The following is a 12,493-nucleotide window of genomic DNA, read 5'->3' as shown; positions in this document are numbered from 1 at the left end:
ATGAAAAACTACATCAAAATATCTTTTTTAAGCGCTTCCATTTTATTTTTTGCAGATTGTTCGTCTGACGATGCAACAAATAATCCTGTAATAGTAGACCCTCCAGTTGTAGTAGCTACAGACCCGCTTACAAACTCAAATACAACTACGTATATGGTTGACGCCAATGCCACAAAAGAAACTGTTGCATTGTTTTACAACCTAAAGAAATTAGCTAAAAGCAAATTCGCTATTGGACAACAGGATGCTTTTATTTCTTTTTACAAAAATAGTAGCGGAGAATCTGACATTAAAAAGACAACAGGGAACGACCCAGCCATTATAGGATCAGATTTATCCTTTGTTACCGACATTAGAAACGATGGCACAAGCAGCAATTGGTTCTATCAGCAAGAGGTTAAAAATATTACCCAAATAAAAAATGCTTATGCAAAAGGAATAATCAACACAGTATCCTGGCATTTGCGAGGACCAAAAAATAAGAATTATTCAGAAACAGATAAAGAAGAATATACTTTTTATGCTAATTCAATGTTTGAAGCCGATAAAAGCATTTTTTTTAGAAGCATTTTACCGGGAGGCACAAGACATGAATGGTTTAAAGAAAAATTAGATCAGGTAGCTGCTTTCTCTTCAAAACTAAAAGGCACAAAAGGCGAATTGATTCCGATAATTTTCAGGCCTTTCCATGAATTTGACGGGAGCTGGTTTTGGTGGGGAGCCGATTTCTGTACTCCGGAAGAATATAAAACAGTGTATAAATTTACTGTTGATTATTTAAAAAACACTAAAGGCGTTCACAATATTTTATATGCTTTTTCTCCAGACAGAACCTATCTAACATCAACCGATTATTTAAGCAGATATCCGGGCGATAAGTATGTTGACGTCTTAGGAATGGATAATTACGGGGATTTTGACAATCAGGGTACAACGGGTGCCAATACAGCGAATTCTAAATTAAAAATTATATCAGATTTAGCTAAAACCAAAGTAAAAATCGCAGCTTTAACAGAAACAGGATATCGGGTTACAAGTTCAAAAACACCAATAAACGATTGGTTTTCTAATTACTTATATAGTGCTTTAACATCAAACAGTATTGAAGTAAGTTATGTGATGTTCTGGAATAATGATGAAAATGGTTATTATGTTCCGAATGGTTCGGTTTCGAATGATGCTGACTTTAAAACGTTTAGCCTAAAATCAAAATCGGCATTATTGAATTCATTACCGAAGATGTATGAAATGCCCAAATAGTTACTAAAAAACGTAAATTCCTAGCCCTGATAGCAGCGGCATCCTTTTGTGCCGGGGTTCGGCACAAAAGATACAGCGAATAGCAGGATTAGCTTCTAAAAATATACTATGAAAAACAGACTTTTAAAAACCCTTGGATTGGCTTTGCTTCTCTCCACTTTTTCTTGTCAGGCTCAGGAAAGAATTACAGTAAAAGGAACGCAATTTTATAAAGGTGACAAACCTTACACCTATATTGGTACAAATTACTGGTACGGAAGTTTACTTGCTTCTAAAAAAGTAGGTGACCGGGAAAGACTGCTTCGCGAGCTTGATTTCATGCAAAAAAACGGAATCGACAACTTGCGAATTTTAGTGGGAGCAGATGGCGGAAAATATGATTTTACGGTACGTCCGGCGTTGCAATACGAGCAGGGAAAATATGATGAGGACTTGCTTGACGGATTGGACTTCCTGATGAATGAGATGAGAAAACGTAAAATGTACGCGGTTTTATACCTGACCAACAATTGGGAATGGTCTGGCGGAATGTCACAATATCTTGAATGGAATGGTAAAGGTGCTATTCCTATTCCGGCTATTGCACCAAATACCTGGCCACAGTTTATGTCATATACTGAACAGTTTCACAATTGTGACCCTTGTATGAAAGCGTTAGAAGATCATGTGAAGTTTATTATGGGCAGAACTAACTCTTATTCTAAAAAGAAATACACAGAAGACAATACGATTATGGCCTGGCAGGTTGGTAATGAGCCAAGGCTTTTTACGGTTGAAAATGAGGGGAAATTCACCATTTGGCTCAATAATATTGTCAATTTAATGGATAGTTTAGATAAAAACCATTTAATTTCTACAGGATCTGAAGGTTTGAACAGTTCGAACGATGACATAGGAATTTTTGAAAGAACACATAAAAATCCGAATATAGATTACCTGACCATGCACATCTGGCCTAAAAACTGGAACTGGTTTAAAGCCGATAATGCCGAAGCTACAATTCCTGCCACTATTGAAAATGCCGGAAAGTATATTGATGCTCACGTTAAAGTTGCCCATAATCTACAAAGACCTATTATTATTGAGGAGTTTGGATTACCAAGAGAAAACGAAAATTTAAATGCAGGGGCACCTTCCATTTACCGAAATAAGTTTTATAGTTATATCTTTGGCAGAGTTGCTGAAAGTGTTGCCAATAAAGACCCGTTACAGGCAGCTAATTTCTGGGGATTTGGGGGAGAAGGAAAAGCAGTTAATGAAACCGGAAAATGGAATCCGGGAGAGCCATTAACAACTGATCCTCCGCAGGAGCCTCAGGGATTAAATTCAGTTTTTAATAGTGATAAATCGACTTTGGAAATTGTAAAAAAATACAATCTGGAACTGAAGAAAAAATAAAATATTGCAACGTTTACTTAACCATATAAGTCATGTAAATTCATTTGAGAGGACAGCCTCAAATAAATTCAACTATGTACTTATATGGTTTGCTATTATACAAATAATCAAATCATGAAAAAAAGAATCTTCTATATTTTTATACTGCTTTTTTTTAATGCCAGTTTTTCACAACAACAGGTACAGGATTTTGTATTGGAATCTCCAAACAGAAAAATAAAGGTCAGTATCGTAATCAGTGAGAAGATAACCTGGTCAGTTTCGCATGATAAAGATATAATTCTGGCTCCATCTTCTATTTCTATGACATTAGATCAAAATGAAATTTTAGGCAAAAATGCTTTGCTTTTGAATTCAAAAAGAGAAAAAGTAAACCAGACTTTTGAATCTCCATTTTACAAAAAGAGTACTGTTAAAAATCAATACAATCTTTTGGTATTAAACTTCAAAAATGATTTCAGTATCGAATACAGGGCTTTTGATGATGGCGTAGCTTACAGATTCATCACCAAAAAGAAAAAAGACATTACCGTAAAATGGGAAGAAGTTACTTTGAACTTTGATGAGGATTATAATACTTTTATGCCATACGTTCGTGATTTAAGAAATCCGAAAGATCCTTATATCTCATCTTTTGAAGCACAATATGAAAACAAAAAGGTCAGTGAATTTGCAAAAGACACTTTGGCATTTTTACCGTTTTTAATTGATTTTAAAAACCGTAAAAAAGCTGTTTTTCTGGAAGCAAATTTAGAAGATTATCCGGGATTGTTTGTAACGAATAATAAGCCCAAATTAGGTTTTGAAGCCCGTTTTTCTAAATATCCGTTACAGGAAACCAACGGCGGATTTAACAACATCAACAGACTAATTACGGAGAGAGCTGATTATCTGGTTAAAACCAAAGGAACACGAAATTTTCCGTGGAGAGCAATTGTGATCTCTGAAAACGATGCCAATTTAGCCAATAACGATATGGTTCAGAAATTATCCGAGCCTTCAAAAATAAAAGATATTTCGTGGATAAAGCCGGGAAAAGTAGCCTGGGACTGGTGGAATGACTGGAACATTTACAACATCGATTTTAAAGCCGGAATCAACACGCAGACGTATAAATATTATATTGATTTTGCTTCTAAAAACAAAGTCGAATATGTGGTTTTGGATGAAGGCTGGAGTCTGGAAGACGACATCATGAAACACAACCCGAATGTTGATTTGGAAGCTTTAATCGCTTACGGAAAAGAAAGAAACGTAGGCATTATTTTATGGAGTTCCTGGATGGCTTTGACTAAAAATACAGCCGGAATTTTCAAAAATTATGCTGATTTAGGAATCAAAGGTTTTAAAGTAGATTTCTTAGACCGCGATGATGCTAAAATGGTAAATTCGGTGTATGATATTGCTCAAAAAGCCGCTGATAACAAATTACTTTTGGATTTTCACGGTATGTACAAACCAACCGGAATTCAGCGTACTTTTCCGAATATTCTAAATTTTGAAGGTGTAAAAGGATTGGAAAATAATAAATGGACACCAAATGATGATGTTCCCACTTACGACTGTTCGATTCCGTTTATCCGAATGATGGCCGGCCCGATGGATTACACTCCCGGTGCAATGCGTAACGCAACCAAAAGCGAATTCAGACCAAGCCATTCCACTCCAATGAGTCAGGGAACAAGAAGTCATCAACTGGCACTTTACACCATTTTTGAAGCTCCTCTGCAAATGATGGCCGACAGTCCGACTGCCTATATCAAAGAACAGGAAAGTACTGATTTTATAGCCAGAATCCCAACCGTTTTTGATGAAACTGTGGCTTTAGATGGCGAAGTTGGAAAATTCGTTTCAATTGCCCGTAAAAAAGAAAATACCTGGTATTTAGGTGCAATCACAAACTGGGATTCCAGAGACATTACAATTGATTTTTCTTTCCTTGAAAAAGGCAAAAAATTCGAAGCTGAAATTTTCTCTGACGGATTGAATGCTGATAAAGCTGCAAATGATTACAAGAGAGAAGTTATTACCGTTGATTCTACTGCGAAATTAAAATACAGATTGGCAAGCGGTGGTGGAATTGCAATGATTATAAAATAAAAAATGGGACAAATTGTCCCATTTTTTATCTACACAAAGAAAAGACGCACTACTGTGCGTCTCTACATTTTACATTTTACAAAATACATTTTACGCTAAAATCTTCTCAATCGCATTTAATTCATCTTGCGTAAAATCCAGATTCTGCAGACACTCAATATTATTATTCAGCTGCTTTACCGAACTGGCACCAATCAAAACCGATGTAATTCGTTTGTCTTTTTGCAGCCAGGCCAATGCCATTTGTGCTAAAGATTGGTTTCTGTTTTGGGCAATTTCATTCAGTTGCACTAATTTCTGGATTCTTTCAACTGTAACCTCATTCTCTTTTAAATGTCCATTTGGATTGTGAGCACGCGAGTTTTCCGGAATTCCGTTTAAATATTTATCGGTTAAAAGTCCTTGTGCCAAAGGAGAAAAGGCAATGCACCCTACTCCTTTTTCTTCCAGAACATCTAATAACCCGTCTTCGACCCAGCGCTGCAACATGGAATATTTCGCCTGATGAATCAAACATGGCGTTCCTAATTGTTTCAAAACGTCAACCGCAACTCTGGTTTGTTCTGCCGAGTAATTACTGATGCCTACATACAATGCTTTTCCGCTTCTAACGGCATAATCAAGTGCCATCATGGTTTCTTCAATTGGCGTTTCAGGATCCGGACGATGTGAATAAAAAATATCTACATAATCAACTTTCATTCTTTTTAAACTCTGATCTAAACTCGATAGCAAATATTTACGCGAGCCCCAATCTCCATAAGGCCCATCCCACATTGTATAACCTGCTTTGGTCGAAATAATGATTTCATCACGCAGGTTTCCCTGAAAATTATGCCACAATATTTTTCCGAAATTAGTCTCCGCAGACCCTGGAACTGGTCCGTAATTGTTTGCCAGATCAAAATGAGTGATTCCTTTATCAAAAGCTTCCACAGCTATACTTTCTGCATTCTCAAAATTATCTACCGATCCGAAATTATGCCATAATCCTAAAGAAATTTCAGGTAACAATAACCCGCTTTTTCCACACCTGTTATATTTCATTGTTTTAGTTTAATAGTTGAAAGTTAAATAGGTTTTAAAGATAAAAACAAACCTATTATTTTAAACCTAAATAGTCCTTAATTTTTGTAAATTTGTTAAAATAATAAATTCATGGAAAATAACTGGCAAAATTTAATTTCGATAAATCCTGATATCCGATTTGGTAAACCTATTATTACCGGAACAAGAATTTGTGTCTCGGATATTCTTTCATGGCTGGCAAATGGAATGTCTTTTGACGACATTATTGAAGATTTCCCCGAATTAAAAAAGGAGCATATTTTTGCAGCTTTAGCTTTTGCAGCTAACAGAGAAAACATTACAAAAATAATTGCCGCGTAATGAAATTACTCTTGGATGCAAATATTTCATGGAGAATTATAAAACTTATTGAAAATGATTTCCCTAATTCTTTTCATTCTAAAGACATTAAAGTAAATCAACCTGCAAAAGATATTGAAATTTGGGAATTCGCCAGAAAAAACAATTACACCATACTTACTCACGACGATGATTTTGAAAAACTATTACTCTTAAAAGGAGTTCCTCCAAAAGTTATAATTTTAAAGACTTTCAATCAAAACACCAAACAAATTGCAGAACTTTTGATTTCAAAAAAAGAAATTATTGAATCATTCGTTTCAAATAATGATTTAATGATTTTAGAAATCTACTAATCTTATGTTTTCATGTAAAACTCACGCAGATTTAACAGATTATCGAGATAAAAAATCTGCAAAATCTGCGTGAATAAATATTTATAAGAGTCTTTTTACTTCAACTCAAATCCACTCTCTAAACCTGAATCAGAACTTCCTCCAACCTTAAGTTTAAAAGTCCCAGGTTCAACCAAGTAATTTCCGTTATTATCATAAAAACCAAGTTCTGCATCTGTCAAAGTAAAGTTTACTGTTTTAGTTTCTCCTTTCTTCAAACTTACCAATTCAAAACCTTTCAATTCCTCAACCGGTCTGGCAATACTTGCAAAATCGTCATGAATGTACAGCTGGACTACTTCTTTTCCGTCATAATTACCTGAATTGGTAATCTCAACACTTACCTGAACCGGTTCGCCTTTTGCGAAAGCGGTTTTGTTTATTTTCAGATTTTTATAATCGAATTTAGTATAACTCAATCCAAAGCCAAAAGGAAACTGAGGTGTTTTTTCTACATCTGAAAAGTGCGACCAAAACACATTCCCATCTGCGTTTACAGGTCTTCCTGTACTGTAATTGTTGTAATAAATTGGAACCTGACCTACGTTTCTCGGGAAAGAAATTGGCAGTTTTCCGCTCGGATTGTAATCTCCGTATAAAACCTGCGCCACTGCATTTCCGGTTTGTGTTCCCAAATGCCAGGCTTCAACAATAGTCGGAATATGTTCTGCTGCCCACGGAATAGTCAACGGACGCCCATTATTTAAAACCAAAACAATATTTGGATTTAACTTGTAAATTTCTTCTAATAATTCCTGCTGTAGTCCAGGTAGATCAAGGTTTGTTCTGCTTCGTCCTTCACCACTCTGAAAACCATGTTCGCCTAAAACCATTACTACCACATCTGCGTTTTTGGCTGCCGATTTTGCCGCTTCAAATCCGCTTTTGTCTGTTGTATTAAAAACCACCTCATCCAGGAAAGTCGCTTTTCCAACAATCAAATCGGCACCTTTTTCAAAAACCAGCTGATTGTCTTTGTATTGCTGCATCCCTTCTAAAACCGAAACTGCCGTATTGTCTTCTGCGGCGATTCGCCAGCTTCCCAACGGACTGTTTTTATCATTTGCTAATGCTCCTATCAAAGCAATCTTTTGTCCGGATTTTTTTAGCGGAAGCAGGTTTTTATCATTCTTCAATAAGACAATCGACTTTTTCGCCATGTCCAAAACACCATCATTATTCGCTTTATTTCCTATAGTCGCTTTTTCACGTTTTTCATCACAGTATTTGTAGGGATCATCAAACAATCCCAATTCAAATTTTACTCGCAAGATTCTACGAACTGCATCATCTACTAAAGCCTCTTTAACTTTTCCTTCCTTAACTAATTTCGCTAATTCGTTAACATACAAATGTGATTCCATATCCATATCAGAACCTGCTGTAACCGCTTTTAAAGTCGCATCTGCACCATCTTTGGCATAACCATGCGGAATCATTTCACGAACAGAAGCCCAGTCTGAAACCACGAAACCGTCAAATTTCCATTTGCCTTTCAGAATATCTCTTTGAAGAAAAACATTTCCCGTCGCCGGAATTCCGTTTACCAAATTAAACGAATTCATAAACGTTCTCACGCCTGCATTGGTAGCCGCTTCGAAAGGTGGCAAAACAGTATTGAATAATTTCGAATTGCTAATATCAACCAAATTATAATCACGACCGGATTCTACATATCCATACGCCGCAAAATGTTTTGCACACGCTGCAATGGTATTTATTTTCCCTAAATCCTCTTTTGAATCTCCCTGAAAACCGGTTACTCTTGCAACTGCAATTTTGCTTCCCAGATACGGATCTTCTCCTGCGCCTTCCATCACACGTCCCCAGCGCGCATCGTTTGTAATATCTACATTAGGACCAAAAGTCCAGTTAATTCCGGATGCCGAAGCCTCATCTGCCGCAATTGCTGCCGATTTTTTAATTGCATCCAAATCCCAGCTGGCCGCTTCTGCCAATGGAATCGGACTTAACGTTTTATAACCGTGAATGACGTCAAAACCAATAATCAGCGGAATTCCCAATCGGGTTTCTTCCACCGCAATTTTCTGCACCGCACGAACCTCCTTCACACCGCGAACTGTGAGCATACTACCTACCCATCCTTTTCTCAGATGTTCGTATTTCAATTCGGCATTTCCACCTTTTGGAGCAGGACCAGTCACATCCCAAAAACCATTATATTGATTCATTTGTCCCACTTTTTCTTCCAAAGTCATCAATGGCAAAAGCAGTTCAATTCGTTGTTCAATCGTTTTATTTTTATCCAGATACGGTTTCTTCTGTGCATTCATATTTCCGGCAGTAAACAGGGTTAAAACCCCAATAATTAATATTCTTTTATTTATCATGATAGTTAGTTTTATATTTTTAGCGTGTCCCTTGCCGAAAAAAGGCAAGTGTCGGGCTTTCGGCTATATCTTTTGTTCCGTTTCTCTTCACAAAAGGATACCGCCTCTATCCCTCACGCGACGGGTAACGAGAAATTTTTCGGTTTTTTTAAGGAATCCCTGTTATCCACAATCTTGTCATTCCGAGGAACGAGGAATCTTCGTAAGTAGCTCGACAAAGATTGGCGATTCTCATTGTGGAATTACTTGTGTGATTTCTCCTTCGTCGAAATGACAAAAAAGCATGCAATCCTTTACTCCGAAATAAAACAGGAAGCCGGTAAATTAGCCTTATTAAACAAATCGGACTGAATTGTATTTCCCCATGCAAATCTTACTTTTGCAGGATTCGGTACTTTTTTACTCATTACGATTACCTGATTATTTTTTATCGAAGCCTCCGCAGGATAAAAAGTTCCATCAGCACCGGCAATTTCAAACTGTTTCGTGATTTTATCTTTAAAATGTAATCCATCAGCATAATCAAAAGAAACAATAGCCTTGTTTTTATCCATTTTGATTTCTTTAAAAAGCGGACCGTTTACCAGATTAGAATTGGTTTTATAAGTATTCACCAATGCTAAATTTGCTAAACGAATTCCAACTGATTTTTTATCTTTCGGGTGAATATCAATTGTATCCGAAACGTCACTTATCACGACCATTCCAGTAGTATTGATTTCTTTTAAAAGTTTTCGCTGGGAGTTGCGGAGCGTAACATTTGAAAAGTTGTTACTGCCTGTTTTAAAAGGTGCAATTTGTACATAATAAAACGGAAAATCATCCTGCCAGCCTTTTCGCCATGAAGTAATCAAGGCCGATAATGTTTTATCATAAACTTCTGAACCTACATTGGATTCGCCCTGATACCAAAGAGTACCAGCAATTTTAAATCCAACGAATGGATAAATCATCGCATTGTAGGCACGTCCCGGCTGCCTTGGTCCGTATTCCTGTTCGTTTAGTTTTTTGGCATTTTCCAATAAAACAGCATCGTTCTGAACGACTTCTTCAGGCATCCAGATTTCTGCGGGAGTTCCTCCCCAATTGGAAGAAATTAATCCGATGGGAACATTTTTCAAATCTTCTCTTAGGCGTTTGGCAAAGAAGTAGCCCACCGCACTAAAGTATTTCATGGTTTCCGGAGTCGATTCGGTCCAGTTGCCTAATAAATTATTCTGTGGTGTCGTCGCCGTTAATTTCGGAACTGTAAAAAAACGAATATTAGGATTCGCAGCATTTTTGGCTTCTTCCTCCCCATTATCGATTCCCCAGCTTACAGACATTTCCATATTGGACTGACCCGAACAAACCCAGACTTCGCCAATTAAAATGTTTTTCAGCACCACTTCATTATAGCCTTTTATAGAGATCGAATAAGGACCTCCCGCTTCAGGCGTTTTGATCTTAAATTCCCATTGTGCCTGATTGTTTGTTGTAACTTTATATTCCTGATTGTTCCAGCTGGAAACCAATTTGATTTCCTCTTTTGGATTGCCCCAGCCCCAAATTTTGACTTCGGAGTTGCGCTGCAATACCATATTATCGCCAAAAATATTCGGAAGGGAAACGTTTGCCATCATCGTACCTGAAATCAGAGAAAAAACAAACTTAAATATATTATTTTTCATTTAGCAGATTTTTTAAAAAAGGACCATATTCGGCAGCCATAATTTTGTGCTCTACAATATTCGGATGTCCGGAACATCCGCTTGGTGTCATAGGCTTAAATTTAAAAATCAGAATTGGCTTGTGTGATTTATCAGCATCAAATTCCGTTTTTATCTTATTCAGACAGTCTTCAAAAATTACGGCTTTTTCTCCGTTTACCATTGGGCTGTTTGTTAAAACCAATTGTGCATTTGGATTATGCTGGTATAACATCTTTATAAAATTGACATAATTCAAAACATACTTTTCAGGACTAAAAGGCGAACGTTCTTTTGTCCCGTCACCATTAGAAAAATCATTGGTTCCTAAGGCAATGCTGATAATTTCAGGCTGAAAAGCAAAATCATATTTAGGTTTTGAAGCGTCTTTTGTCAAATACAAATTTTCATAAACACCAGGCATAATTGGTGCATCAGAACCTTCTTCATTCCAGTTACGGTAAATCCCGATTCCGGAAACGGAACTCATCAAATAGTCGACATCAATATTTCTTGAAATAATAGGCCCATAAGCATAATAACCATTATGATGATCAAAATATTGACCCTGATCACACGGAATCGTTGACGGATCATTTGCTGCACCACTTGTTATGGAATCTCCAATATATTCGATCTTCTTCTTCTTTACAGAAGTTATAGTCATTAATTTTGCTGTAGTCCCTACAAACAAAACATTTCCCATCGTAGCTTCTGTAGCTTTGTAAATGGTTAGTGTATGCACTTTTTGATTTGAAGTAGCTCTAATATTAAAAGACTGGGCAGGGCCTTTCTCAACAGTGACTTTTCCCATATACTGACCATCTAATTCTAATACCACATAATTATGATGTTCCCATGAATCGATACTTTGCAGCGTAACAGCACATTTATTTCCTGAAAAATTAAAGGATACAGACGATGCTGTTCCAATCAGGACAGCTTTATTATCCTCCAGCACGTCAACTCTACCTGCATACAAAAAAGTTTGTGGTTGGGTTTGTGAAATCGAAAGTACTGAAATCAACAAAAACAAAATTAAAAGTGGTATTTTTTTGATAAACATAATTTATTCGTTAAAATATAAATACATTTCACAAATATATCCGAATTACATTTTACAGAAAGATACTAAAATGTCAAAAAGTAATAAAAAAACACCAAAAAGCATTTCTCCGATTTCACCTCTTTTTTGATATTCTGACTAAACGCCTTATCTTTATAAACTAATATTTTTATCTGCCCCAAAAATGAAAACTACTGTTCCTGTCCTACTTCTTCTGTTTATTATTTTGTTTTCTTCTTTTACTTTAAAAAAAAACAATAAAATGCAATCTGATTCGGTTAAAATCCAGACTGCAATTGAGCGGGATTCAATTATTTCGTATGCAAAACAACATCTAGGAACACGATATTTATATGCAAGCAGCAATCCCAGCAAAGGATTTGACTGTTCGGGGTTTGTCTATTATGTCTTCAAAAATTTTGGTTTAACCTTACCGAGAAGTTCAGGTGGTTATAAAAACATAGGTAAGTCTTTAAAACCTGAGGAATTTAAAGTAGGAGATGTATTAGTATTTTATGGATACAAAGACAGAAATGTTATAGGGCACGTTGGCATCATCTGTGAAGCTAACGGAATGCAGTCCAAATTTATACACGCATCCTCCGGAAAAGCACAAAAAGTTACGATCACGGCACTTGATGAAGAGCATTATACCCGACGTTTTTATAAATGTGTTGATGTTTTGTCTGAATAATTTTTCACAACCCGAGGCGCCTTTAGCAAACATGCTAAGAATTTTACAAAATGTTTTTTCACGCAGATTTAAAAAGATTTAATTAGATTTTTTTATTGAGACATGCCAAAAAAAAATCTAATTAAATCTTTTTAAATCTAATGTAATCTGCCAAAATCTGCGTAAAAAATTAA

At 36.2% G+C, this 12,493-nt stretch carries 10 protein-coding genes; 6 read left to right on the top strand and 4 right to left on the bottom strand.

Annotation, left to right across the window (positions count from 1 at the left end; translation table 11 throughout):
- The 3 genes from BXU10_RS03760 to BXU10_RS03750 all read left to right on the top strand — a co-directional run bounded on the left by BXU10_RS03760 (position 1) and on the right by BXU10_RS03750 (position 4,758).
- A complete protein-coding gene (locus tag BXU10_RS03760) occupies positions 1-1,260 on the top strand; it encodes a glycoside hydrolase family 26 protein (RefSeq protein ID WP_078226160.1) in 1,260 nt (419 codons plus the stop codon).
- 108 nt (positions 1,261-1,368) lie between these two features.
- On the top strand, positions 1,369-2,658 hold the full coding sequence (locus tag BXU10_RS03755; RefSeq protein WP_078226159.1) for a cellulase family glycosylhydrolase: 1,290 nt from the start codon (positions 1,369-1,371) through the stop codon (positions 2,656-2,658).
- A gap of 114 nt (positions 2,659-2,772) precedes the next feature.
- Entirely contained in the window at positions 2,773-4,758 is a 1,986-nt protein-coding gene (locus BXU10_RS03750) for a glycoside hydrolase family 97 protein (protein ID WP_078226158.1), read from the top strand.
- 90 nt (positions 4,759-4,848) lie between these two features.
- On the opposite strand, the gene mgrA is transcribed toward BXU10_RS03750, so the two are convergent.
- Positions 4,849-5,805 (bottom strand): L-glyceraldehyde 3-phosphate reductase, encoded by a 957-nt coding sequence (gene mgrA / locus BXU10_RS03745; protein ID WP_078226157.1) that lies wholly within the window; start codon positions 5,803-5,805, stop codon positions 4,849-4,851.
- Between the two features lie 111 nt (positions 5,806-5,916).
- On the opposite strand from mgrA, the gene BXU10_RS03740 reads away from it, so the two are divergent.
- The gene (locus tag BXU10_RS03740) at positions 5,917-6,147 is read left to right on the top strand and encodes a DUF433 domain-containing protein (protein WP_078226156.1); all 231 of its coding nucleotides are present in this window, start codon (positions 5,917-5,919) and stop codon (positions 6,145-6,147) included.
- Complete coding sequence (locus BXU10_RS03735; RefSeq protein ID WP_078226155.1) at positions 6,147-6,482, top strand: DUF5615 family PIN-like protein; 336 nt, start codon at positions 6,147-6,149, stop codon at positions 6,480-6,482. Before BXU10_RS03740 ends, BXU10_RS03735 begins: the two co-directional genes overlap by 1 nt.
- 95 nt (positions 6,483-6,577) lie before the next feature.
- Here BXU10_RS03735 and bglX read toward each other — a convergent pair whose 3' ends face one another.
- The 3 genes from bglX to BXU10_RS03720 all read right to left on the bottom strand — a co-directional run bounded on the left by bglX (position 6,578) and on the right by BXU10_RS03720 (position 11,626).
- The gene (gene bglX, locus BXU10_RS03730) at positions 6,578-8,872 is read right to left on the bottom strand and encodes a beta-glucosidase BglX (protein WP_078226154.1); all 2,295 of its coding nucleotides are present in this window, start codon (positions 8,870-8,872) and stop codon (positions 6,578-6,580) included.
- A 293-nt stretch (positions 8,873-9,165) separates the two neighbouring features.
- Complete coding sequence (locus BXU10_RS03725; RefSeq protein WP_078226153.1) at positions 9,166-10,542, bottom strand: sialate O-acetylesterase; 1,377 nt, start codon at positions 10,540-10,542, stop codon at positions 9,166-9,168.
- Complete coding sequence (locus tag BXU10_RS03720; protein ID WP_078226152.1) at positions 10,532-11,626, bottom strand: SGNH/GDSL hydrolase family protein; 1,095 nt, start codon at positions 11,624-11,626, stop codon at positions 10,532-10,534. The genes BXU10_RS03725 and BXU10_RS03720 overlap by 11 nt, the downstream gene beginning before the upstream one ends.
- A gap of 184 nt (positions 11,627-11,810) precedes the next feature.
- Between BXU10_RS03720 and BXU10_RS03715 the strand changes: the two genes are divergently transcribed.
- A complete protein-coding gene (locus BXU10_RS03715; protein WP_078226151.1) occupies positions 11,811-12,320 on the top strand; it encodes a C40 family peptidase in 510 nt (169 codons plus the stop codon).
- Positions 12,321-12,493 lie beyond the last annotated feature (173 nt).

It is taken from the genome of Flavobacterium sp. LM4, from assembly GCF_002017935.1.
Lineage (GTDB): Bacteria > Bacteroidota > Bacteroidia > Flavobacteriales > Flavobacteriaceae > Flavobacterium > Flavobacterium chungangense.
Note: the sequence above shows the minus strand (reverse complement) of the source record. Positions and strands in the feature narration are given on the sequence as shown.

Excerpts from the sequence above, each read along its gene's own strand:
- BXU10_RS03760 (WP_078226160.1), top strand. The coding sequence starts at position 1 with ATGAAAAACTACATCAAAATATCTTTTTTAAGCGCTTCCATTTTATTT.
- BXU10_RS03755 (WP_078226159.1), top strand. The coding sequence starts at position 1,369 with ATGAAAAACAGACTTTTAAAAACCCTTGGATTGGCTTTGCTTCTCTCC.
- BXU10_RS03750 (WP_078226158.1), top strand. The coding sequence starts at position 2,773 with ATGAAAAAAAGAATCTTCTATATTTTTATACTGCTTTTTTTTAATGCC.
- mgrA (WP_078226157.1), bottom strand. The coding sequence starts at position 5,805 with ATGAAATATAACAGGTGTGGAAAAAGCGGGTTATTGTTACCTGAAATT.
- BXU10_RS03740 (WP_078226156.1), top strand. The coding sequence starts at position 5,917 with ATGGAAAATAACTGGCAAAATTTAATTTCGATAAATCCTGATATCCGA.
- BXU10_RS03735 (WP_078226155.1), top strand. The coding sequence starts at position 6,147 with ATGAAATTACTCTTGGATGCAAATATTTCATGGAGAATTATAAAACTT.
- bglX (WP_078226154.1), bottom strand. The coding sequence starts at position 8,872 with ATGATAAATAAAAGAATATTAATTATTGGGGTTTTAACCCTGTTTACT.
- BXU10_RS03725 (WP_078226153.1), bottom strand. The coding sequence starts at position 10,542 with ATGAAAAATAATATATTTAAGTTTGTTTTTTCTCTGATTTCAGGTACG.
- BXU10_RS03720 (WP_078226152.1), bottom strand. The coding sequence starts at position 11,626 with ATGTTTATCAAAAAAATACCACTTTTAATTTTGTTTTTGTTGATTTCA.
- BXU10_RS03715 (WP_078226151.1), top strand. The coding sequence starts at position 11,811 with ATGAAAACTACTGTTCCTGTCCTACTTCTTCTGTTTATTATTTTGTTT.